21 protein-coding genes are annotated in these 23,598 nt (G+C 66.5%); 14 read left to right on the top strand and 7 right to left on the bottom strand.

Translation table 11 applies throughout. The features are described 5' to 3' along the window. Positions 1-9: 9 nt before the first annotated feature. Entirely contained in the window at positions 10-597 is a 588-nt protein-coding gene (locus HWX08_RS05090) for an RNA 2'-phosphotransferase (RefSeq protein WP_174921719.1), read from the bottom strand. A 602-nt stretch (positions 598-1,199) separates the two neighbouring features. Here HWX08_RS05090 and HWX08_RS05085 point away from each other — a divergent pair. From HWX08_RS05085 to HWX08_RS05070, 4 genes are all read left to right on the top strand, one after another. Continuing rightward, the gene (locus HWX08_RS05085) at positions 1,200-1,937 is read left to right on the top strand and encodes a gluconate 2-dehydrogenase subunit 3 family protein (protein WP_174921720.1); all 738 of its coding nucleotides are present in this window, start codon (positions 1,200-1,202) and stop codon (positions 1,935-1,937) included. Continuing rightward, positions 1,937-3,715 (top strand): GMC family oxidoreductase, encoded by a 1,779-nt coding sequence (locus HWX08_RS05080; RefSeq protein ID WP_174921721.1) that lies wholly within the window; start codon positions 1,937-1,939, stop codon positions 3,713-3,715. Before HWX08_RS05085 ends, HWX08_RS05080 begins: the two co-directional genes overlap by 1 nt. Further along, positions 3,712-5,124, top strand: a complete 1,413-nt coding sequence (locus HWX08_RS05075; protein ID WP_174921722.1) for a c-type cytochrome — start codon at positions 3,712-3,714, stop codon at positions 5,122-5,124. The genes HWX08_RS05080 and HWX08_RS05075 overlap by 4 nt, the downstream gene beginning before the upstream one ends. Before the next feature lie 208 nt (positions 5,125-5,332). Next, positions 5,333-7,048 carry a cation:proton antiporter domain-containing protein gene (locus tag HWX08_RS05070; RefSeq protein WP_174921723.1) on the top strand — a complete coding sequence of 572 codons (1,716 nt, stop codon included), beginning with the start codon at positions 5,333-5,335 and terminating at the stop codon, positions 7,046-7,048. Between the two features lie 83 nt (positions 7,049-7,131). Here the strand turns inward: HWX08_RS05070 and HWX08_RS05065 are convergent, their stop codons facing one another. After that, complete coding sequence (locus HWX08_RS05065) at positions 7,132-9,030, bottom strand: peptidoglycan D,D-transpeptidase FtsI family protein (protein WP_174921724.1); 1,899 nt, start codon at positions 9,028-9,030, stop codon at positions 7,132-7,134. 413 nt (positions 9,031-9,443) lie between these two features. Then, complete coding sequence (locus HWX08_RS05060) at positions 9,444-9,788, bottom strand: DUF3564 family protein (protein ID WP_069259765.1); 345 nt, start codon at positions 9,786-9,788, stop codon at positions 9,444-9,446. 641 nt (positions 9,789-10,429) lie between these two features. Between HWX08_RS05060 and HWX08_RS05055 the strand changes: the two genes are divergently transcribed. Then, the gene (locus tag HWX08_RS05055; RefSeq protein ID WP_174921725.1) at positions 10,430-11,641 is read left to right on the top strand and encodes an SDR family oxidoreductase; all 1,212 of its coding nucleotides are present in this window, start codon (positions 10,430-10,432) and stop codon (positions 11,639-11,641) included. 55 nt (positions 11,642-11,696) lie between these two features. Here the strand turns inward: HWX08_RS05055 and hpaR are convergent, their stop codons facing one another. Continuing rightward, on the bottom strand, positions 11,697-12,137 hold the full coding sequence (gene hpaR, locus HWX08_RS05050) for a homoprotocatechuate degradation operon regulator HpaR (protein ID WP_069259767.1): 441 nt from the start codon (positions 12,135-12,137) through the stop codon (positions 11,697-11,699). A 152-nt stretch (positions 12,138-12,289) separates the two neighbouring features. Between hpaR and HWX08_RS05045 the strand changes: the two genes are divergently transcribed. The 7 genes from HWX08_RS05045 to hpaI all read left to right on the top strand — a co-directional run bounded on the left by HWX08_RS05045 (position 12,290) and on the right by hpaI (position 18,351). Then, positions 12,290-12,979: a fumarylacetoacetate hydrolase family protein gene (locus tag HWX08_RS05045; RefSeq protein ID WP_174921726.1), complete on the top strand. Its 690-nt coding sequence runs from the start codon at positions 12,290-12,292 to the stop codon at positions 12,977-12,979. Beyond that, positions 12,976-13,740, top strand: a complete 765-nt coding sequence (locus HWX08_RS05040; protein ID WP_174921727.1) for a fumarylacetoacetate hydrolase family protein — start codon at positions 12,976-12,978, stop codon at positions 13,738-13,740. Before HWX08_RS05045 ends, HWX08_RS05040 begins: the two co-directional genes overlap by 4 nt. 22 nt (positions 13,741-13,762) lie before the next feature. Continuing rightward, positions 13,763-15,226 carry a 5-carboxymethyl-2-hydroxymuconate semialdehyde dehydrogenase gene (hpaE, locus tag HWX08_RS05035; protein ID WP_174921728.1) on the top strand — a complete coding sequence of 488 codons (1,464 nt, stop codon included), beginning with the start codon at positions 13,763-13,765 and terminating at the stop codon, positions 15,224-15,226. A gap of 210 nt (positions 15,227-15,436) precedes the next feature. Beyond that, on the top strand, positions 15,437-16,285 hold the full coding sequence (hpaD, locus tag HWX08_RS05030) for a 3,4-dihydroxyphenylacetate 2,3-dioxygenase (RefSeq protein WP_069259771.1): 849 nt from the start codon (positions 15,437-15,439) through the stop codon (positions 16,283-16,285). A 33-nt stretch (positions 16,286-16,318) separates the two neighbouring features. Further along, the gene (locus HWX08_RS05025; protein ID WP_107312721.1) at positions 16,319-16,711 is read left to right on the top strand and encodes a 5-carboxymethyl-2-hydroxymuconate Delta-isomerase; all 393 of its coding nucleotides are present in this window, start codon (positions 16,319-16,321) and stop codon (positions 16,709-16,711) included. Between the two features lie 20 nt (positions 16,712-16,731). Then, positions 16,732-17,535, top strand: a complete 804-nt coding sequence (gene hpaH, locus HWX08_RS05020; RefSeq protein WP_069259773.1) for a 2-oxo-hept-4-ene-1,7-dioate hydratase — start codon at positions 16,732-16,734, stop codon at positions 17,533-17,535. Between the two features lie 12 nt (positions 17,536-17,547). Continuing rightward, positions 17,548-18,351: a 4-hydroxy-2-oxoheptanedioate aldolase gene (hpaI, locus tag HWX08_RS05015; RefSeq protein WP_069259774.1), complete on the top strand. Its 804-nt coding sequence runs from the start codon at positions 17,548-17,550 to the stop codon at positions 18,349-18,351. Between the two features lie 112 nt (positions 18,352-18,463). Here hpaI and HWX08_RS05010 read toward each other — a convergent pair whose 3' ends face one another. Together HWX08_RS05010 and HWX08_RS05005 are read right to left on the bottom strand one after the other, a co-directional pair. Then, a complete protein-coding gene (locus HWX08_RS05010; RefSeq protein WP_157126861.1) occupies positions 18,464-20,071 on the bottom strand; it encodes a hypothetical protein in 1,608 nt (535 codons plus the stop codon). Positions 20,072-20,119: 48 nt separating this feature from the next. Then, a complete protein-coding gene (locus tag HWX08_RS05005) occupies positions 20,120-20,926 on the bottom strand; it encodes an AraC family transcriptional regulator (RefSeq protein WP_069259775.1) in 807 nt (268 codons plus the stop codon). Between the two features lie 95 nt (positions 20,927-21,021). On the opposite strand from HWX08_RS05005, the gene HWX08_RS05000 reads away from it, so the two are divergent. Beyond that, the gene (locus HWX08_RS05000; protein WP_174921729.1) at positions 21,022-21,324 is read left to right on the top strand and encodes a hypothetical protein; all 303 of its coding nucleotides are present in this window, start codon (positions 21,022-21,024) and stop codon (positions 21,322-21,324) included. Further along, positions 21,321-22,286: a quinone oxidoreductase family protein gene (locus tag HWX08_RS04995; protein WP_174921730.1), complete on the top strand. Its 966-nt coding sequence runs from the start codon at positions 21,321-21,323 to the stop codon at positions 22,284-22,286. The genes HWX08_RS05000 and HWX08_RS04995 overlap by 4 nt, the downstream gene beginning before the upstream one ends. Positions 22,287-22,426: 140 nt before the next feature. On the opposite strand, the gene HWX08_RS04990 is transcribed toward HWX08_RS04995, so the two are convergent. Continuing rightward, the gene (locus HWX08_RS04990) at positions 22,427-23,518 is read right to left on the bottom strand and encodes a porin (protein WP_174921731.1); all 1,092 of its coding nucleotides are present in this window, start codon (positions 23,516-23,518) and stop codon (positions 22,427-22,429) included. Between the last annotated feature and the right edge of the window lie 80 nt (positions 23,519-23,598).

The following is a 23,598-nucleotide window of genomic DNA, read 5'->3' as shown; positions in this document are numbered from 1 at the left end:
GCGCGCGTTTCAGCGCGCAGGCGTATTCATTTCCGTCAGGAATTCCGCGGGCACGGCGTCGGTCAGCCATACGCCGTTTTCGGCGACGTGGAACGTGTGGCCTTGCCGATGCATGCGCTGCGCATTGACCGCGAGAATCACGGGCACGCCGTAGCGCGCGCCGACGGCCAGCGCCGTCCGCATGTCCGGTGACAGGTGCACGTGATGACGCGCGCCGGGCTTCAGCCCTTGCGCCCGGATCGAATCGAGGAAGCGCGTCGCGGTGCCGTGATAGAGGCGCTCGGGCGGCTGCGCGGCCGGATAGCGGCGCTGCACGACGGGTGTCGAATGGCCTTGCACCGCGCGGATGCGGCGGCCGTCGTGAGAGAGCGCAAAACGCTGCTTGTCGTTGGTCGCGCAGACGGTTTCGAGCGTCGCGCGATCGAGTCGGTGCCCGTGTCGGGCGGCGCCGGCGATCAGTTCGTTGATGTCAGCCCAGCCTTCCGGATCGAGCCGCAGCCCGATCGTGTGCGGCGCGTGGCGCAGCAGGTAGCTGAGGTAGCGGCTGACCTCGATCGCATCGGGCGCCGGCAGTTCATTCTTTTTCCGTGTACTCATGAGACGTGGAGGCTACCAGAGCGCCGTGCGCCACGGCATCCGCCGGTGCGCCGCGTGGCGCGAAAGAGACGGTCTTCGACGAGACTCGACGCTCGACCATCCGCTCCCTGAGCCCCATTTCGACCGGTCGTCGCATGATCGTTGCGCGCTTCGTCGTCCGGATTTTCCAATTGTTGCGATTTTAGATGTATTGAATTGCATTGATCCCTCTATCAATGGAACCGGTTCCATATATAATTCGCGGCACTCGTCGCCGGGCTCGAAAGAGGGTCGTGCACGTTGCGCTTGCCGTCGGCAAGCGCGGCGTCTAAGTTGAATGAGGGTCATGAGCGATGAGAGGCAAATGCGGGCAGAAGCCGGCATTTGTCAGATGATAAGGCTCGAAAAGAAGCCGAACCAATGGAGCGCAGCCTGAACCCGCGCGATGCGCGGCTGCATGAAGGCGCTGCCGCGCATCGCGCGGCCTGCGCCCGTATCGAGGTTGTTCGCAACAGACGAAAGAACAGGACGGCCAGCCGCGTGCGGCGTGGCTGCCGAGCCGGAAGTGCGGCACGCGGAATGCGCATGTCCGGCCCCCGATCCCCAACGATCACCATCCGACCATGTCCACGCCACCTGACAAACCCAATTCGCGCCGCCGTTTCCTGCGCACGTCGGTCGCGCTCGTGCCGATCGCGTCGGTCGCCGGCTGCGACCTGCGTTCGTCGTCGCCTGCCGCGACGGCCGGCAACGCGCCCGGCGCATCGGCCAGCACCGAACGCACGCCGTACAAGCCGACCTTTTTCGATGCGAAGGAATGGGCGTTCGTCCAGGCCGCCGTCGACCGGCTGATTCCGGCCGACGCCGAAGGCCCCGGCGCGCTCGAATCCGGCGTGCCCGAATTCATCGACCGCCAGATGGAGACGCCGTATGCGCACGGCGCGACCTGGTACATGCAGGGGCCGTTCCAGCAGGGCGTGCCCGAGCTCGGCTACCAGTTGAAGCTGGTGCCGCGCGACATCTACCGGCTCGGCATCGCGGCGGTCAACCGCTATTGCGAGAAGACCCACGGCAAGGTGTTCGCGGATCTCGACGCACCGACGCGCGACACCGTGCTCGGCGCACTGGAGAAAGGCGGCGCGCAGATCGACGACGTGCCGCCCGGCGTGTTCTTCGGCCAGTTGCTGCAGAACACGCGCGAAGGCTACTTCTGCGATCCGGTGCATGGCGGCAATCACGACATGGCCGCGTGGAAGATGATCGGCTTTCCGGGTGCGCGCGCGGACTTCATGGATTTCGTCAACCAGAGCGGCAAGCCTTATCCGTACGGCCCCGTCTCGATCAACGGGGAGCGCAGCTGATGGCCGCAGAGAAAAAGCCGCATGTCGATGCGGTGATCGTCGGCTTCGGCTGGACCGGCGCGATTCTCGCGAAGGAACTGACCGAAGCGGGCCTGAACGTCGTCGCGCTCGAACGCGGCGAGTATCGCGACACCTATCCGGACGGCGCGTATCCGAACACGATCGACGAGCTGACCTACAACGTCCGCAAGAAGCTGTTCCTCGATCTGTCGAAGACGACCGTGTCGATCCGCCACGGCCTGCAGGACACCGCGCTGCCGTACCGGCAGCTCGCCGCGTTCCTGCCGGGCGAAGGCGTGGGCGGCGCGGGGCTGCACTGGTCGGGCGTGCATTTCCGGATCACGCCGGAAGAGCTGCGCCTGCGCAGCCACTATGAAGAGCGCTATGGCCGGAAGTTCATCCCCGAAGGGATGACGATCCAGGACACCGGCGTGACCTACGACGAGCTCGAACCGCATTTCGATTTCGCCGAGAAGGTATTCGGCACGTCGGGGCAGGCGTACAAGGTCGGCGGCAAGGTGGTCGGCGACGGCAACGTGTTCGAAGCGAATCGCAGCGACAACTTCCCGCTGCCCGCGCAGCTCAACACGTATTCGGCGCAGCGCTTCTTCGACGCGGCCAAGTCGCTCGGGCTGCATCCGTACCGGCTGCCGTCGGCGAACACGTCGGGCCCGTACACGAACCCGTATGGCGTGCAGATGGGGCCGTGCAACTTCTGCGGCTACTGCAGCGGCTACGCGTGCTACATGTATTCGAAGGCGTCGCCGAACCTGAACATCCTGCCCGCGCTGAAGCAGGCGCCGAACTTCGAGCTGCGCTCGAAGTGCCACGTGCTGCGCGTCGACCTCGACGATACGAAGAAGCGCGCGACGGGCGTGACCTACGTCGATCCGGCCGGGCGTGAAGTGCACCAGCCGGCCGACCTCGTGATCGTGGCCGCATTCCAGTATCACAACGTGCACCTGCTGCTGCTGTCGGGCATCGGCAAGCCGTACGACCCGGTGTCGGGCGAAGGCGTGGTGGGCCGCAATTTCGCGTACCAGAACCTGTCGACGATCAAGGCGTTCTTCGACAAGGATACCTACACGAATCCGTTCATCGGCGCGGGCGGCAACGGCGTCGCGGTGGACGATTTCAACGCGGACAACTTCGACCACGGCCCGCTCGGCTTCGTCGGCGGCTCGCCGCTGTGGGTGAACCAGGCCGGCGTGAAGCCGATCAGCGGCATCGCGACGCCGCCCGGCACGCCGCAGTGGGGCTCGGCGTGGAAGAAGGCCGTGAAGGACAACTACGCGCACACGATCTCGATGGACGCGCACGGCACCAACATGTCGTACCGCGACGTGTATCTCGACCTCGATCCGACCTATCGCGATTCGTACGGCCAGCCGCTCCTGCGGATGACCTTCGACTGGAAGGACAACGACATCAGGATGGCGCAGTACGTGACCGGGCAGATGAAGAAGATCGCGGAGGCGATGGGGCCGAAGGCGATCAGCGTGTCGACGCGCGAGTTCGGCAAGCACTTCGATTCGCGCGCGTACCAGACGACCCACCTCGTCGGCGGCGCGATCATGGGCACCGATCCGAAGACGAGCGTGCTGAACCGCTATCTGCAGTGCTGGGACGTGCACAACGTGTTCGTGATGGGCGCATCGGCGCTGCCGCAGGGCATCGGCTACAACCCGACCGGGATCGTCGCGGCGCTGGCCTACTGGTCGGCGCGCGCGATCCGCGAGCAATACCTGAAAAATCCCGCCCCGTTGGTGACGGTATGAAGAGGACGATGAACCACACCGTCGCACGCCGGATGTCGCGCGCACTGGCGGCCGGTACGGCCTGGGCCGCGTTCGGCTTCGCGGGCGCGACGGCGTTCGCGCAGCCGGCCGCGCCCGCGGCGGCTTCCGGTGCCGCGGCCGCACCCGCGTCGCAATCCGCCGATGCGGCGCTGATCAAGCGAGGCGAGTACCTCGCGCGCGCGGGCGACTGCATCGCGTGCCACACCGCGAGCGGCGGCAAGCCGTTCGCGGGCGGGCTGAAGTTCGACACGCCGATCGGCGGAATCTACTCGACGAACATCACGCCGGACCCGAAGACGGGCCTGGGCGGCTGGACGATCGACGACTTCACCCGCGCGGTACGCGAAGGCGTGCGCAAGAACGGCGACACGATGTATCCGGCCATGCCGTACCCGTCCTACGCGCGCCTGACCGACGACGACATGAAGGCGCTGTACGCGTACTTCATGCACGGCGTCGCGCCGGTCGAGCACGAGAACCGCGCGGTCGACATCGTATGGCCGCTGTCGATGCGCTGGCCGCTCGGGATCTGGCGCAAGATGTTCGCGCCGACCCCGAAGCCGTTCGACGCGGCACCGTACGCCGATCCGGTGATCGCGCGCGGCGCCTATCTCGTGCAGGGTCTCGGCCACTGCGGCGCGTGTCACACGCCGCGCGCGCCGACGATGCAGGAGCGCGGGCTGACCGATGCGGACGGCCCGGACTTCCTGGCCGGCGGCGCGGCGATCGACGGCTGGGTGCCGACGAGCCTGCGCGGCGAGCCGCGCACGGGCCTCGGCGCGTGGACGGAAACCGAGATCGTGCAATTCCTGAAGACGGGCCGCACGCTGCGCACGGCCGCGTTCGGCGGGATGACGGACGTGGTCGGCCACAGCATGCAGCACATGACCGACGACGACCTGAACGCGATCGCGCGCTATCTGAAGACGCTGCCGCCGCGCGTGCAGGGCGAGCAGCCGCACGTGTACGACGCGGCGGCCGCGAAGGCGCTGCAGACCGGCGACGCGAGCAAGCCCGGCGCGGCCGTCTATCGCGACAACTGCATGGCCTGCCACCGCAGCGACGGCCACGGCTACACGCGCGTGTTCCCGGCGCTCGCCGGCAACCCGGTCGTGCAGGGCGACGATCCGACGTCGCTGATCCACGTCGTGCTGGAAGGCAGCGCGCTGCAGGGCACGCACACGGCGCCGTCGACGTTCACGATGCCGCCGTTCGGCTGGCGTCTGTCGGACCAGGAAGTCGCGGACGTGTCCAACTTCGTGCGCACGAGCTGGGGCAATACGGGCGCGCCGGTGACGGCCGCGCAGGTCGCGAAGGTGCGCAAGAGCGTGCCGTCGACGCGGCCGGAACCGCCGCCGGGTGCGCGGTTCCCGCAAGCGTCGCGCTGACGGGGGCGGCGGGGCGCTAGCCCCGCTTGTCCGACGTGCTTCAGGGCGCCGGCGCTTGCGCGCGGCGCCTTTCGCTTCGCCGGGGTTGCACCCCGCACAGGCGCGCCGCCGCGTGAATTTTTCGCCGCGTCGCGCCATTTTTCCGTCTCATCCCTTATCCTTTCGTTCTTGAACCTTACTAAATAGTTACAAGAACTCGGGAGGGGGGATGCCTCATGACGTCAGCCTGATTGCGTTGCTCGCGGCCGGTTTCGGTCTCGCGATGGTTTTCGGTTATTTCGCGTCGCTGCTGAAAATGCCGCCGCTCGTCGGCTATCTGCTCGCCGGGATCGTGATCGGCCCCGGCACGCCCGGTTTCGTCGGCGACCTGTCGCTCGCCCAGCAACTCGCGGAAGTCGGCGTGATGCTGCTGATGTTCGGCGTCGGCCTGCATTTCTCGCTCGGCGATCTGCTCGCGGTACGCAAGATCGCGCTGCCGGGCGCGATCGTCCAGATCACGGTGGCCACGCTGCTCGGCGGCGGGCTCGCGCTCACCTGGGGCTGGAGCGTCGGTGCGGCGCTCGTGTTCGGGCTCGCGCTGTCGGTTGCGAGTACGGTCGTGCTGCTGCGCGCGCTCGAGGGGCGCGGGCTCGTCGAGACGGTCAACGGGCGTATCGCGGTCGGCTGGCTCGTCGTCGAGGATCTCGTGATGGTGCTCGTGCTGGTGCTGCTGCCGCCCGTCGCGGGGCTGCTCGGCGGCACGCCGCCCGGCGACCCGCACGCGGCCGGCGGCAGCGTGTGGGGCACGCTCGGCGTCACGATGCTGAAGGTCGCGGCGTTCATCGCGTTGATGCTGGTGGTCGGCAAGCGCGTGTTTCCGCGCATTCTGTGGCTCGTCGCGCGCACGGGCTCGCGCGAGCTGTTCACGCTGTGCATGATCGCGGCGGCGGTCGGCATCGCGTTCGGCGCGGCGAAGCTGTTCGACGTGTCGTTCGCGCTCGGCGCGTTCTTCGCCGGGATGATGATGCGCGAGTCGGAATTCAGCCGGCGCGCGGCCGACGAAACGCTGCCGCTGCGCGATGCGTTCTCGGTGCTGTTCTTCATTTCGGTCGGCATGCTGTTCGACCCGAAGATCCTGCTCGCGGAGCCGCTGCACGTGATCGAGGTCGCGGCGATCGTCGTGATCGGCAAGACGCTCGCGGCGGTCGCGCTCGTGATCGCGTTCCGTTATCCGCTCAATACCGCGCTGACGGTCGGCGCGGGTCTCGCGCAGATCGGCGAATTCTCGTTCATCCTCGCGGGCCTCGGTCGCGCGCTCGGGCTGCTGTCGGCCGAAGGGCAGAGCCTGATTCTGGCGGTCGCGCTGATCTCGATCGCGATGAACACGCTGCTGTTCGCGATGGTCGATCCGGCGCTCGCATGGATCCGCAAGCATTCGGCGTTCGCGCGCAAGCTCGAGGCGCGCGACGATCCGCTCGCCGCGTTGCCGATGTCGACGCCTCAAACGCACCTCACCGGGCAGGTCGTGATCGTCGGCTACGGCAAGGTCGGCACGCGCATCGCGCATGCGCTGGACGAGCGCGGGATCGCGTACGTCGTCGTCGAGCAGAATCGCGAACTCGTCGAGAAGCTGCGCGGGGAAGGCGTCGCGGCCGTGTCGGGCGACGCGATCGAGCCGATCGTGCTCGTGCAGGCGCATATCGCGCGCGCCGGGATGCTGGTCGTCACGCTGCCCGACGTGTTCGACGTGCGGCAGATCGTCGAGATTTCGCGCACGCTCAACCCGACGCTCGAGGTCGTGCTGTGCACGAACAGCGGCGACGAGGCGGCGCTCTTGTCGAACGAAGGCATCGGCACCGTGTTCATGGGCGAGACCGAACTCGCGCGCGGGATGACCGAGCACGTGCTCGGCAGGATGACGAAACCGGTCGCGGCCGCGCATTGACGGGGCGCCGCCGCGGATGGAGGTGACACGTCCGTCGTAGCGCCACCCGCGCGCCCGACGAAAGGGTGCGCGGGCTGAGTCGATTACCCTGCCGCCGTATTCGCCTGCGCCGACGCTTTCGACGGCGCAGCCGTCTTCAGTGGAGCAGCGGCTTTCGGCGCGGCAGCCGTCCGTGCCTGCGTCGCCGCCGCTTTCGGCGCCGCCACCGTCTTTTGCGGCGCAGTGCCCTTCACCGGCGGCGTCTTCTCGGATTCGACCGGCGCATCGGGCGGCACGCCGAGCAACTGCAGCGAGCCGCTCGTGACCGACGCGAACACCGGGCCTGCCACCGTGCCGCCGTAGTAGCCCTTGCCGCGCGGCTCGTCGATCATCACCGCGACGATCAGGCGCGGGTTGCTCATCGGCGCCATCCCGGCGAACAGCGCGCGGTACTTGCCCTTCGCATAGGAGGCGCCGACCTGCTTGCGCGCGGTGCCCGTCTTGCCGCCGATCCGGTAGCCGTCGACGCGCGCGCGGCGCCCCGTGCCGCCTTCGCCGACCGCCATCTCGAGCATCGAGCGGATCGACGCGGCCGTTTGCGGCGACGTCACGCGATGGCCGCGATGCGCGTCGATCGTCTGCTGGTCGGTGCCGTTCTTCAGCAGCGACACCGGGTGCAGCGTGCCGTCGCCCGCATAGGCCGTGTAGGTCTGCGCGATCTGCAGCAGCGACATCGACAGCCCGTAGCCGTACGCCATCGTCGCCTGCTCGATCGGACGCCAGCGCTTGTAGCCGCGCAGCCGGCCCGATGCGACGCCCGGGAACGTCAGTTCCGGCGCGCGGCCGATCCCGTATTCCTGGTACTTGTTCCAGATCGTTTCGGCGGGCAGGTTCAACGCGAGCTTCGCGAGCGCGACGTTGCTCGACTTCTGCAGCGCCTGCGACACCGTCAGCGACCCGTGGTTCGACGTGTCGTGAATCACGGCCGGCCCGATCTTGTAGGTGCCCGGCGACGTGTTGATGATCGTGTTCGGCGTGACCTTGCGCTCGTCGATCGATAGCGCGACGACGAGCGGCTTGATCGTCGAGCCCGGTTCGAACGTGTCGATCACCGCGCGGTTGCGCAACTGCTGGCCGGTGAGGCGCGCACGGTCGTTCGGGTCGAAGGTCGGGTAGTTCGCCAGCGCGAGAATCTCGCCGTTCTGCGCGTCGAGCACCACGACGCTGCCGGCTACCGCGTTGTTTTCGATCACGGCCGCCTTGAGCTGGCTGAACGCGAGCTGCTGGATGCGGCGGTCGATCGTCAGTTCGATCGTCGCGCCGTGCTGCGCGGGCACGAGCGGGCGCGTGTCCGACACGATGCGGCCGAGCCGGTCGCGGATCACCTCGCGCTGGCCGGACGTACCCACCAGGCGCGCATTCGCCGCGAGCTCGACGCCTTCCTGCCCCTTGTCCTCGATGTTCGTGAAACCGACCACGTGCGCGGCCGATTCGCCTTCCGGGTAGAAGCGTTTCGAATCGGCGATCTGCGTGATGCCGTCGATCGCGAGCTTGTCGAGCTTGCCCGCGGTGTCCGCGTCGACCTGCCGCTTGAGCAGCACGAACGACTTGTCGTTGCCGAGACGCCGCTTGACCTCGGCGAGCGGGATGTCGAGCAGCTTCGAGATCTGCGGGTAGTCGGTATCGGCAACCTGCTTCGGATTCGCCCAGATTTCATAGGTCGACAGGCTGACCGCGAGCATCGCGCCGTTGCGGTCGACGATGCGCCCGCGCGTCGCATCGAGCTCGATCGTGCGCTGGTAGCGTTTCTGGCCCTGTCCGACGTAGAACTCCTTGTTCGCGACCTGCACCCAGAACGCGCGGCCGATCAGCGCGGCGAACGCAAGGAACACGACGATCACGATCAGCTTCGAGCGCCACATCGGCAGGCGCGCCGCGAGCATCGGGTTCTTGGTCGCGGCCGCGTACGGATCGGCGGGGTGGGTCTTCTTTTTCACGCTCATGCAATGGCCGGGTCGGGCCGCCGAGGGGCGGCGAGTGAGTCTGAATAATGCGATTGTAATAAATGAGTAAACATCGTGTGGGGAAAGTATGTTCCGGCCCCGTGAAAAGCGGCTGTCGGGTAGCGGGAAAAGGGCGGAACAGGGGGAAGGAAGGGGCTGCGAAACGGCATTTCATCGACGCAGCATCGGGAGAACGCCGCGCGATACGCTTGCCGTCGATCCGGGGATCGCTATCCGGAGAAGACCGATGCCGACCGCCACGGCACACGATCAATTGCCCGGCCGGCGATTATTTCTTTAATCGGGGAAATGAAAAGCGCCCTCGAAGGGGCGCCATTAATTCTGAATATCGAAATGAATATCGCTGAAACCGGAATAAACCGAAAACCGCAGACGAATGGGATCGGTAATTCCTATCGGGCGACGGAGATGAATTCCCGATATTCCGGCTGCGTCGTGCAGCGATCGACGGCCTGCAGCCGCCACGCGCCGGGGTGATCGCCGGCGAGCACGGCCGGGCCCTGTTCGCGCTGCGTCGCGCCGAACGACAGCCCCTTCAGCTGGCACACGGCATTCCCGCCATCGGCCGCGCACAGCGCCATCGCGCCTTCGACATCGCGGACCTTGCCCCAGGCCGGAAGATCGATGCCCTGATGTGCCTCGCGCGACCACAGCCCCTCGTCGGTATCGACCCACAGGACCGCGAAGGAATGCCGGGTTGCCGATTCGCTGCCATTAATACGAATGGTGAGGCGCATTGTGATCGTCTCCTGAAAAATGATGCATTCGAGCGTTTTGACTTGAACAGTCTAGATAGACTGGTGTGAAACGCAAGTGATAAACCGCAATGGATTCGTATTGAATGGATTGCGGTTTCAGATGGAATGACGTCTGACGATGCATGGTTATTCCGGCAGCGTCCGTCAACACGGGCGTCGCGGAGGATCGCGGCACCGCGGGATGCCGGCCGATCTTCGAGACATGGGATGACAGGGCCGCGGGGCGCGTCGATCTGTCGCGTGCGCCCGGTCGCGAAACCGGTCCGGCCGGGCAGTGCGGTCGCGAGGCGGCCCGACCGGATGTTGCTGCGTCTTGACAGCATGTCGGCACGACAGACTCAGACAATCGCATACAAATCGGCACACTTTCACGAAACTTTCGGGACAGACTTGCGTGCGGTCGGGCCCCACACTGGCATCCTCCCGATCCAGTGCCGCGGACGCCCGTCCCCGGCGGCTGCCGCCGACTCGTGCCAGAGACGCGATCGACGCGATCGCGGGCCGCACGCCCGATCGGGACCGCCGGGGCGCGCGTCAGGCCCCGGCCCGGCCGCTGTGCCGTGCGCGGCCCGCAACCGCGGGCGCCACGCCGCCCGGCCGACTCTTCGAAGGAGACTATCGTGCTGATCTGGAAAACCGCGTTGTCGCTCAACTGGCGCACGAGCCTCGTGTCGCCGGCCAGCGCACCGGTCGCGGCGGCGAACGTCGGACGGCTGGTGCTGACCGGCGCAACCGGCTTCATCGGCAGTACCGTGCTGACGGCGCTCGTCAATGCGGGGCTGCTCGAGCGCATCGTCTGCGTCGTGCGTGCGCAGGATCGCGGCCACGCCGTCGCGCGGCTTCGCGAAGCGGCGTTGCGTGCGGGGCTGGCGCCGTACTGGGCGTCGCGCCTGACGGACGCGAACGTGATCGTCGGCGCGCTCGGCGACGTGTGGCAAGGCGCCGACGCGCCGCGCCTCGCGGATGCGACGCACGTGATTCACTGCGCCGGCCATGCATCGCCGGCCGACGGTGCGCACCTGCGGGCCGACATCGCCGATGCGGTGCGCTTCGCCGAGCGTTTCGCACGGGCGCCGCGCCTGCAGCGCTTCGTGTACGTCGGCACCGCGTACGCGCATGCGGGCCGCGGCGGCATCGTGCAGGAAGAGGCGATGGGCGATACGGCGAACGACACGGCGCACCACGACGAAGGCCTGCCGGGCGCCGTGCTCGCGGCGGACTACCTGCGCGCGAAGGCGCAGACCGAGCAGCGCCTGCGTGCGCTCGGGCTGCCGCTCGTCGTCGTGCGGCCGTCGCACGTGGTCGGCCACACGGTGCTCGGGACGCGGCCCGCGCCGAATTCGTTCTGGATGTTCCGGCTTGCGCATGCCGCGCGACGTTTCACCGCGCGGCCGATGACGCGCATCGACATCGTGTCGGTGGACGACGTGGCGCGCGCGACGATGCTGCTGGCGGTCAAGCCGACGCTCGCGCACGACCTGTATCACGTGTCGGCCGGCGACGAGGCGCCGCAGGTCGCGCAGATCGTGCGCGCGATGGACGAGGCGGCGGGGATGACGGGCGCGCCGCGCTACGCGGCGTGCGCGCCGGCCGAACTGCCGCTCGTGGTGCGCGACGTGCTCGGGCGGACCGATCCGGCGCTCGAGCGCGTGATCGGCCGGGCGTTGCAGCGCTGCGGGGAATTCGCGACGGTCGATCGCGTGTTCGACAACCGCCGCGTGCGCGACGAAATCGATTTCGAGCCGTTGCCGTTCATCGATTACGTCGAGGAATGCATGCGCACGTCGCGCGGCGTGGCCGTGACCGAACTGATGCGCGGCGCGTTGCACTGACCGCCCGCGTTGCACCGGCGCCCGTTTCCGCCGCCGGCGGGAGCGGGCGCCGTCCTCACGGGTTGCCGCCGAGCTCGATGAGCCGGTCGAGCGCGCGATAGATGTCTTCGAGGCCGTCCTGGCCGAACCGCGATTCGAGCTGCCGGTACTGCTCGTCGATTCGCGGGCCGATTTCCGTGACCAGTTTCCTGCTTTGCGGCGTCAGGCCGACCAGCAGCCGGCGCTGATCTTCCTGCGCGCGCGTGCGGGTGATCAGGCCGTCGCGCTCCATCCGCTCCAGCACGCCCGTGAGGCTCGGGCTCAGGATGCAGCAGCGCCGTGCGATCTGTCCCGCTTCGAGCGCCTGCGCCGGTTCGCCGTCGAGCACGCGGATGATCCGCCATTGCTGTTCGGTCAGCGCGAATTCCTTGAGAATGGGGCGAAACAGACCCATCAGCGTTTCGCGGGCCTCGAGCAGCAGCATGGCCAGGTTGCGATGGTCGAGCGTACGGTTCATCGGGGTGGATAGTGGACGGGGACGCATCAATCTTAACAGCCGCCGGTAGTGAATTTCGCTTATCAGGGTAATCGAGGTTGTCAGCGTCCGATTGTTTACTTAAGATGTTAAGTATTGACGATGCGCCGCGACGCGCGGCAGGGGAATGACGCATGGAGCTGTCTTGCACGACCGCCGCGGCGCCGCCGTTGCCGGTCGCCATCGGTACCGTCTACGGGGCGCTGCTCAACGAGCGCCACGCGCTCGACGCGCTCGGCGAGGCCGTGAATGCACCGCCTTACGGCCGTCCGCCGCAGGCGCCGATCCTGTATATCAAGCCGGCCAACACGCATGCGGCCGACGGTGCGGCCGTCGTCGTGCCGGCCGGTGTCGATGCGCTGGAAATCGGCGCATCGGTGGCCGTCGTGTTCGCGCGGCGCGCGACGCGCGTGCCGGCCGCGCAGGCGCTCGACTACCTTCACGGCTTCACGCTCGCGAGCGACGTGTCGGTGCCGCATCCCGATTACTACCGTCCGGCCGTGCGCTTCAAGTGCCGCGACGGCTTCTGCCCGCTGGGCCCCGTCATCGTGCCGGCCGCCGCGCTCGGCGACGTCGACGCGATCGGCCTGAGCGTGCGGATCGACGGCGAAACCGCGGCATCCGCGTCGACTGCCACGCTGATCCGCCCGGTGCGCGAGCTGATCGCGGACGTGTCGGCCTTCATGTCGTTCGACGCCGGCGACGTGCTGCTGCTCGGTGTCGCGGGCGGCGCACCGCGCGCCCGCGCGGGCAGCACGATCGAGATCGCCGCCGCCGGCATCGGCACGTTGCGGCACACGCTGATGGCGGAGGAAGCACGATGAAGACGGCGCGCGTGATCTACAACGGCGCACTGCATGCAGCCGAACCGGCCGCCGACGGCGCGATCCGCCTCGATACGGGAAGCGTCGTTGCCGAAGACGCTGTGATCTGGCTGCCGCCCGTCGCGCCGCGCACGACGTTCGCGCTCGGCCTGAACTACGCGGACCACGCGAAGGAACTCGCGTTCAACGCGCCGAGCGAACCGCTGATCTTCCTGAAAGGGCCGAACACGTTCGTCGGCCACCGGTCGCGCACCGTGCGCCCGGCGGATGCCACCCACATGCACTACGAGTGCGAGCTGGCGGTCGTGATCGGCCGGCCCGCGCGCAACGTGAGCCGCGCGCAGGCGCTCGACTATGTGGCCGGCTACACGGTCGCGAACGACTATGCGATTCGCGACTATCTCGAGAACTACTACCGGCCGAACCTGCGCGTGAAGAACCGCGACACCTGCACGCCGCTCGGGCCGTGGTTCGTCAGCCGCGACGAGATCGGCGACGCGGGCGACCTGACGCTGCGCACGACGGTGAACGGCCAGGAGACGCAGCGCGGCAGCACGCGCGACATGATCTTCGACGTGCCGGCGCTGATCGAGCACATCAGCGGCTTCATGACGCTCTCGCCGGGCGACCTGATCCTGACCGGCACGCCCGAGGGGCTGGCGGACACGAAGCCGGGCGACGAGGTCGTGACCGAAATCGAAGGCATCGGCCGGCTCGTGAACACGATCGTCGGCGATGCAGACTACTATCGCGCCGGCTGAGCCCGTCGCCCAAGGAGAGAGCATGACCATCAAGCACTGGATCGACGGCCGCGAAGTCGAGAGCCGCGAGACGTTCACGACGCTGAATCCCGCGACGGGCGACGTGATCACCGACGTCGCCTCGGGCGGAGAGGCCGAAGTCGACGCGGCCGTGCGCGCGGCGAAGGAAGCGTTCCCGAAATGGGCGAACACGCCCGCGAAGGAACGCGCGAAGCTGATGCGCAAGCTCGGCGAGCTGATCGAGAAGAACGTGCCGATGCTCGCGGCGCTCGAGACGCAGGACACCGGCCTGCCGATCGCGCAGACGAGCAAGCAGCTGATTCCGCGCGCGTCCGAGAACTTCAACTTCTTCGCGGAAGTATGCGTGCAGATGAACGGCCGCACCTATCCGGTCGACGACCAGATGCTGAACTACACGCTGTACCAGCCGGTCGGCGTGTGTGCGCTGGTGTCGCCATGGAACGTGCCGTTCATGACCGCGACGTGGAAGACCGCGCCGTGCCTCGCGCTCGGCAACACCGCCGTGCTGAAGATGTCGGAGCTGTCGCCGCTGACGGCCGACCAGCTCGGACGCCTCGCGCTCGAAGCCGGCATTCCGCCGGGCGTGCTCAACGTCGTGCAGGGCTACGGCGCGACCGCCGGCGACGCGCTGGTGCGCCACCCCGACGTGCGTGCGGTGTCGTTCACCGGCGGTACGGTCACCGGCAAGCGGATCATGGAACGCGCCGGTCTCAAGAAGTATTCGATGGAACTCGGCGGCAAGTCGCCGGTGCTGATCTTCGACGACGCCGATTTCGACCGCGCGCTCGACGCGTCGCTGTTCACGATCTTCTCGATCAACGGCGAACGCTGCACCGCGGGCTCGCGGATCTTCGTGCAGCGCACGATTTACGATCGCTTCGTGCAGGAATTCGCGCGCCGCGCGAACAACCTGGTGGTCGGCGATCCGTCCGATCCGGCCACGAACCTCGGCGCGATGATCACGCGCCAGCACTGGGAGAAGGTGACGGGCTACATCCGCATCGGCGAGCAGGAAGGCGCGCGCGTGGTCGCGGGCGGCGCGGACAAGCCGGCGGGCCTGCCCGACCATCTGCGCAACGGCAACTTCGTGCGGCCGACCGTGCTGGCCGACGTCGACAACCGGATGCGTGTCGCGCAGGAAGAAATCTTCGGGCCGGTCGCGTGCCTGATCCCGTTCGAGGACGAGGAGGAAGGGCTGCGGCTCGCGAACGCCACGTCGTACGGCCTCGCGTCGTACATCTGGACGCAGGACGTCGGCAAGGTGCATCGCCTCGCGCGCGGCATCGAAGCGGGCATGGTGTTCGTGAACAGCCAGAACGTGCGCGACCTGCGCCAGCCGTTCGGCGGCGTGAAGGAATCGGGCACCGGACGCGAGGGCGGCGAATACAGTTTCGAGGTGTTCGCCGAGATCAAGAACGTGTGCATCTCGATGGGATCGCACCACATTCCGCGCTGGGGCGTGTAACGGGCGCGACGCGCCCGGCAGCACGAAATGATTCCCTGGTCGGCACGCCGGCCACGCAAGGGGCTGGAATAATAGCTAAAGCGCTAACTCCAGTCGACCGCGAAGCATGGGGCCGGAGTAACCGCTAAAGCGCTAACTCCGGCCGACCGCGAAGCATGGGGCCGGAGTAACCGCTAAAGCGCTAACTCCGGCCGACAGGAGACTTGAACGATGGGGAAACTGTCCCTCGCCGCGAAAATCACGCACGTGCCGTCGATGTACCTGTCGGAAATGCCCGGCAAGCATCACGGCTGCCGCGAAGCGGCAATCCGCGGCCATCGACTGATCGGCGAGCGCTGCCGCGCGCTCGGCGTCGACACGATCGTCGTGTCGGACGTGCACTGGCTCGTCAATGCCGGCTATCACGTGAACTGCAACGCGCGGTTCTCGGGCACGTACACGAGCAACGAGCTGCCGCATTTCATTCGCGACATGCAGTACGCGTATCCGGGCAACCCGGCGCTCGGCCGGCTGATCGCCGAGACGGCCAGCGGGCGCGGGATCGCGACGCGCGCGCACGAGATCGACAGCCTCGAACTCGAATACGGCACGCTCGTGCCGATGCGCTACATGAACGGCGACCAGCACTTCAAGGTCGTGTCGATCGCCGGCTGGTGCATGTGGCATCAGCTCGACGAAAGCCGGCGCTTCGGCGAGGCGCTGCTGGAAGCGATCGAGAACAGCGATTCGAACGTCGCGTTTCTCGCGAGCGGCTCGCTGTCGCACCGCTTCAACGACAACGGCAGCCCCGAGGAATCGATTCACCAGATCAGCCGCGAATTCTTCCGGCAGGTCGACCTGCGCGTGGTCGAGCTGTGGAAGCAGGGCGATTTCAGGACGTTCTGCGCGATGCTGCCCGAGTACAACACGCATTGCCACGGCGAAGGCGGGATGCACGACACCGCGATGCTGCTCGGCCTGCTCGGCTGGGATCGCTACGACAAACCCGTCGAGATCGTGACCGACTATTTCGCGAGTTCGGGCACCGGGCAGATCAATGCGATCTTTCCGTTGTCCTGAGCACTTCGCCACCCATTCGACAGGAGACCCGACATGCCGCATATCGTCGTTGAATACACCGCGAACATCCGCGACGACGCCCGCATTCCCGCGCTGCTGCGCACGATCAACGCGACGCTGATCGCGCAGGGCGGCGTGTTCCCGACGGGCGGCATCCGCTCGCGCGCGATCGAACTGCAGGATTACTGCGTGGCCGACGGTACGGAGGACGACGCGTTCGTCCACGTGACGCTCAAGATCGGTTCGGGCCGCACCGACGAGCAGAAAAAGGCCGCGTGCGACGCGCTGTTCGATGCGCTGAAGGCGCATTTCGCCGAGCTGTACGCGAAACGCTACCTCGCGCTGTCGATGGAATTGACCGAGTTCAGCGAAAGCGGCTCGTACAAGCACAACAACATCCATGCCCGCTACAAGCGGGCAGGCTGAACCCCATTCCCGATCCGACCATGCTCGAACCCGCCCTCATCGACCAGCTCGCGCAGCGTCTTCACGACGCCGAGCGCGAGCGCCAGCAGATTCGCCAGATCTCGCTCGACCATCCCGACATCACGATCGACGACGCGTATGCGATCCAGCGCGCGTGGGTGGCCCTCAAGCTCGCCGAAGGCCGCACGCTGAAGGGCCACAAGATCGGCCTCACGTCGAAGGCGATGCAGAACACGTCGCAGATCGACGAGCCCGACTACGGCGCGCTGCTCGACGACATGTTCTTCGCCGACGGCGGCACGATTCCCGCCAGCCGTTTCATCGTGCCGCGCGTCGAGGTCGAACTCGCGTTCGTGCTCGGCAAGCGGCTGACCGGCCCGGACTGCACGATCTTCGACGTGTACGACGCGGTCGACTACGTCGTGCCGGCGCTCGAGATTATCGATGCGCGCAGCCAGTCGATCGACCCCGACACGAAGCGGCCGCGCAAGGTGTTCGACACGATCGCCGACAACGCGGCGAACGCGGGCGTCGTGATCGGCGGGCGGCCGGTGAAGCCGCAGGACGTCGATCTGCGGTGGGTCGCGGCGATCATGTCGCGCAATGGCGTGGTCGAGGAAACCGGGGTGGCGGCCGGGGTGCTGAACCATCCGGCGAACGGCGTCGCGTGGCTTGCCAATCGGCTCGCGCGCTTCGACGTCGCGCTGGAGCCGGGGCAGATCGTGCTCGGCGGCTCGTTCACGCGGCCGTGCGCGGCGCGGCCGGGCGATACGTTCAGCGTCGACTACGGTCCGCTCGGGACGATCCAGTGCTACTTCGCGTGAGGTGAGCGAGCGATGCAGATTCCTTCGAATGTCTTCAAGGCCGCACTTGCACGCGGCGACGCGCAGATCGGGCTGTGGCTCGGGCTCGCGAATCCGTACAGCGCCGAAGTGGTCGCGGGTGCCGGTTTCGACTGGCTGCTGATCGACGGCGAGCATGCGCCGAACACGGTGCCGACGATCCTGGCGCAACTGCAGGCGATCGCGCCGTATTCGTCGCAGCCGGTCGTGCGCGTGCCGTGGAATGATCCGGTGATCGTCAAGCAGGTGCTCGATCTCGGCGCGCAGACGTTGCTCGTTCCGATGGTGCAGAGCGCGGACGAAGCGCGCGCGGCGGTGGCGGCGACGCGTTATCCGCCGCACGGGATGCGCGGCGTGGGCAGTGCGCTGGCGCGTGCGTCGCGGTGGAATCGCGTCGGCGATTATCTGCATCGTGCGAACGACGAGATGGCCGTGCTCGTGCAGGTCGAGACGCGTGCGGGGCTCGATGCGATCGATGCGATTGCGCGGGTCGACGGCGTCGACGGCGTGTTCATCGGGCCCGCGGATCTCGCGGCCGATCTCGGGCATCTCGGCAATCCGGGGCATCCGGACGTGCAGGCCGCGATCGACGGGGCGATCCGCGCGATCAAGGCAGCCGGCAAGGCGCCGGGCATCCTGAGCGCGGATGAAGCGGCCGCGCGGCGCTATCTGGAAGCGGGGGCGTTGTTCGTCGCGGTCGGTGTCGATACGACGCTGCTGGCGAGGAGTGCGGAGCGGTTGGCCGCGCAGTTCAAGGGGAAGTCTGAGACACGGTCAACGAGTGGTGGTGTCTACTGAGTCGATGTGGCGTTTATGAATACCATTTTGGTGTTTCCGGCATCAAGGGAGCGTTGTTGAAGTTGGCGAGTGGGCCGCTACAAGATGCCGGTGAGCCACGGGGACCTGTGTTTCACCAAGTGATTGCCGATTTACCGGTGAAGGTCAAAGCTCGGACCGGTTCAAAGAACCGCACCATGTACCGGTGATTGGGTGGGAGTGTGACAGTCTTGTCGTCGTCGATTAACGACAGTGTTCTGTTAGCCGGCGTTCCGGCCTCAGTGACGAACCCGATGGGGGATGTATTTTCTCGGCCGAGGCTGTAGGAATCCCCGTTTTCCATCACGCAAGAGAGGCCCTGGATCGTTGCTTCTCCCTGCAGTATGGATTGATCTGGCCATTCGACTGTTCCAAGCATTCGGCATCGACCGGCACCGAAAACGATATCCTGATTATCAACGCGAAGGGGTGACGCGTTCGATAGTGCTACGACGTTTGCCCCTTCCGGCATTGTTGATCCGCGGGGCAAACTCGGACGTGCGAAAGGAATCGCGATTACGAATTCATTGCTAGCGTCGGTGGACGTAGCACCCTCCATCTTGGCGAGGTTGATCGAACGATCGATCATGGAGCGCCCCGGCACCGGGATCAAGGGTTGTGCGTTGGTAGATTCACGTTCGGATTTTGAGAGCCCCCAGGTACCGACTGCCACAAATAGAGACGCGAACACGCCTAGTGCAACCAATCGTCGGCGCGGTTTCCACCATTTCGAAGGCGAGGGAGATGCATTAGTCTGGCGAGCACTTGGAATTTCGAACTGACCGTCCAGTCCAGCGATGATCTTTTCCCGATCCAGTTCGGCACTTAGCGATGTCCCTAGATCTACAATGTCGAGCACACATCTCCATACTGAACCAGCAAGAGCCTTTTCGTGCTCGGGAAGGAAATTGCGGATCATCTGCTCCGCATACAATTCATCGGATGCCCCGGGGCTTCCGAGCCGCATCTCGATTGGGACGAAAGACGACAGCAGGCGATGAGTTTGTTCTGCAATGTCGCCTGACGCAACAAGAGGTGCAATGATTTGCGTGACGGAATCGTATTGATCACGAACGACCTTGTTTGTGACGATCGGAATTCCGCCGTTTGTGCCGTAATAGCGCGTGAACGATGAGGCACTTTGATGCGCTGCCGCACTGCAGAGTGCGGAAAACGCAGGCAGAGCTTCGGCTGATGTGAATTTCCCAGTTACGACACCTACCCGGTGCAAGCCACGATCGAATCCTTGAGATGTTATCGTCAAATATGCCGCTTCAATGACTTCTCTGAAGTCTGTATTGCTGGGAGCGCTCGTTATAGTGAGAGATTGCTTGACCTGCAGGCTAAGTCGATAGATATCTGCATTTCGAGCCACCGCATCGACAATGACGTCATCCATCGGTTCGTCCACCGCTTTGCGCTGCAACGCAACTCGGCTCACAATTTTCCCTTCGAGGCCATGAGCACTCTGTTCACATAGCAATGCAGACGCATAGACAGCTGCAACGCGATGTTCGTAAGTGAAGCCCTTGCCGCTAGAAGAGTTCAGGTTGGTGATTGCTTTGACCATGGTTGATATTTTTTCGTGGACAGCCTGCGCGACGATTACTTCGATGCCGCGATCAAATTGGAAATTTTCACGCGTCCCGACCTGCTTGTGCCGCGAAAAAATTGTATAGAGTTCCGATTGCAGCGACAGCATGGCTATATTCTGCGACGTGATTCAGGCTGACTTGACAGGAGGCAGTGTTCATTGGTGCTCATTCTTGAGTAGCTCGAATCGACCGGTCTCCATATACCTCCCCGGCGTCGTCCCCAGCGCACGGCGGAACATGTCGATGAACGCGCTCACATTGTCGTACCCGAGATCGAGCGCGATCGTTGTCACCGGCACGCCGTCGGCGATTCGCTCCAGCGCCCGCAGCAACCTGGCCTGCTGACGCCACTGCGCGAAGGTCAGCCCCGTCTCCGCGACGAAGCGGCGGCTCATCGTCCGCGCGCTGATGCCGGCCCATTCGGCCCACTCCTCCAGCCGCCGGTTGTCCGCGAGATCCGCGGCAAGCGCGTCGGTAATCCTGACGAGCCGCGGATCCCGGGGCCGCACCAGCCCCAGTGCCTCGACCTCCGACGACGCGATTTCATCGAGGATCACGTCGGCGATCCGCGTTTGCGCGGCATCCAGGTCCGAACCGTCCCAGCTCGCCGCGCGCTGCACGGCCTCGCGCAGCAGCGGCGTCGTGCGGATCGCGCGCGGGGTCGCCGGCAGCGACGCGCAGCGCGCTTCGGCGACGAACGCCGACCAGCCGGCAATCGGCCCGAACGAGCGCAATGAATGCCGGCAATGCGGCGGAATCCAGATTGCATGGATCGCCGGCACGACCCAGTCCTCGCCGTCGAGACCGATCGTCACGAGCCCGCTCAGCGCGCCGACGAGCTGGCCGCGCGCATGCGAGTGGGGCGGCGTCACGCGCGGGTCGCGCTGCGACATGACGGCCGCGACGACGAACGGGCCGTCGTCGGACGTGACGAAGCGGGCGGGCAGCAGAGGATCGGACATGGCCGGATATCGGTATCGAATGGCCGTTATACCGGAGATCGGCCGGATTCGCACGCCTACACTGCGTCCATCGATGACAACCGGAGTACGACACGATGCGAGCCGAACACATGCTTCCCGACCATGCCGACCGGATCGAGGTCGGCGCAACGACGATCCGCAAGGGCACGGTCGGCGCATTCCTGATCAACGCGCGGGTGCTGACCGACCCGAACGCCGCGCCCGCCGACCGGGCGCGCGCGGAGGCCGACACGATCGACGCATTGCCCGCGTTGCGTGCGCTGGGCCTGTTCGACGTGCTGGAAGTACGCGATCCCGCGCTGCGTGCGTGGCTCGACGCACGCAGCACGCACGCCGGAACCGTCGATCGGGATCCCCGATTCAAGGAGTCGTCATGAAAGCAGCCGTCGTGACGGGCGCCGGCGAGCGTCCCGTCCATATGGAATTCGAAGCGCCGCGTGCGATGCCGGGCCACCGTCTGATCGACGTGACGGCGTCCGCGCTGAGCCGGCTCGCGCAGGGGCGTGCGTCCGGCAGGCACTACTCGTCGGACACGCGCTATCCGTTCGTCGTCGGCGTCGACGGTGTCGGCCGTCTCGATGACGGTCGGCGCGTCTATTTCTTCGGCGCCTCCGCACCGTTCGGCGCGATGGCCGAGCGCACGATCGCGCCGGATACGCAGTGCGTGCCGCTGCCCGACACGCTTGACGACGTCACGGCCGCGGCGATCGCGATTCCCGGGATGTCGTCGTGGGCCGCGCTGACCGAGCGTGCGCGGCTCGTCGCGGGCGAGACGGTACTCGTCAACGGCGCAACGGGTGCGTCGGGGCGGCTGGCGGTGCGGATCGCGAAGCATCTCGGCGCCGCGCGGGTGATCGCGACCGGCCGCAATGCGGCCGCGCTGCAAGCGTTGTCGAGCGCGGGCGCGGATGCGGTCGTATCGCTGCAGCAGGACGACGTGCATCTGGCGCGGGCGCTCGAGCCGCATTTGCGCGCGGGCGTGGATGTCGTGCTCGACTATCTGTGGGGAAACAGCGCACAGGTGCTGCTGGTCGCCGCGGCGAAGGCGACGCCCGAGGGCCGCCGGCTGCGTTTCGTGCAGATCGGCTCGATCGGCGGTGCGGACGTGCTGTTGCCGGGCGCGGTGCTGCGGGCGACGGCGATCGAGCTGATGGGCAGCGGCCTCGGCAGCGTGCCGCTGCCGCGCCTGCTGGCGTCGGTGCGCGGCGTGTTCGACGCGGCGGGGCCGGCGGGCCTGTCGATCGACACGCGGGCCGTGCCGCTGGCGGACGTCGGTGCGCATTGGGCCGACACGAGCAGCCTGGTGCGACCGGTGTTCACGATGCGCGAGGGCGGATGACGAAGCGACGGCGCGCGGCTGGCCGGCGCCGTTTGCGGAGGCCATTTCTTCAGGATACCGACAGGTCCGGCGAACCGCGTCGTGCAATCGCGATCGATCGGGTGGCGGCACGCCGCGCGCGCCGCCACCCGCCGTCAGGCTCAGAACCGCTGCTGAATCCCGGCCGTCACGCCGACCTGCGTGGTGCCGTAGCCGTTGACATCGCGCGACACGCCGACCTTCTGCCCATGCTGTCCGATCGCGAAGGCGCCGGCCGCGTACAGCACCGTGCGCTTCGACAGCGCGTACTGCGCGCGCATCGACACGAGCGTCGGATCGGCATCCGTGCCGCCCTTGATGTTCTGGTGGTAAACGGCGCCGATCAACGAGAACGTCGGCGTGAACTGGTACGAGCCACCGACCCAGTACATGTCGCTCAACTGGTTCGCGGCGCTGGTGCGATACGTGCGCTTGTAGTTGCGGTAGCCGGCCATCGTCTTCAGATTGCCGAAGTCGTAGCTCAGGCCCGCATGAATCCCCTGGATGTAGTTGACCGGGTCGGCCGGCGTCACGCTGTCGGACGCGCCGTTCTGCCGGTCGAACGCGACCACCGCGCCGAACGCGCCGCCCTCGTAGCCGATCGCCGCATCGTACTTCGAACTGGTCTTCACGCTGCCGGGGACGTTGCCGAAGCCGTACATCGCGCCGAACTTGAAACCGCTGAATTCGCCGTCGTAGCGCACCGCGTTCGACGAACGCGTGAACATGCCGTCCTTGCGGCCGCCGGTCGCCATCGACGACGATGCCCACGAGTAGTTCTGCGAATAACCCATCGGGTCGAACGGCAGCATGTAGTCGTAGGTGACGGTGAAGTTGCGGCCGAGCGAGATCTCGCCCCACTTGCCCTTCAGGCCGACGGTTGCGCGGCGCCCGAAGATCGAGTCGGGGCCGTCGTCGGACGCGCCGTTCGCGAGATCGATCCCGCTTTCGAGACGGAACACGGCCTTCAGCCCGCCGCCGAGATCCTCGACGCCGCGCAGCCCCCAGCGCGAGGTGTTCTTGTTGCCGGACTTGAGCTTGTACGAATTGCCGCCTTCCGGCGCCGCGTGGTTCGCGAACTCGATGCCGGCATCCATGATCCCGTATATCGTGACCGACGACTGCGCGTGGGCGGCGCCCGCGGCGAGACCGGCGACGGCGGCCGAGCCGGTCAGGACGGCGGCGCGAAGGGAACGTTCTGCGCGTGACTTCATTGACGGTGTCTCCTTGGTTCTTGTGAGTAGGTGAAACAGCAGAAAGCAGGGTGAAGCCGGGTAAACCGGGGTGAGCGTGA

The organism is Burkholderia metallica (genome assembly GCF_902832845.1).
Lineage (GTDB): Bacteria > Pseudomonadota > Gammaproteobacteria > Burkholderiales > Burkholderiaceae > Burkholderia > Burkholderia metallica.
The sequence above is the reverse complement of the archived record's forward strand: the minus strand, read 5'-3'. Positions and strand labels throughout refer to the sequence as shown.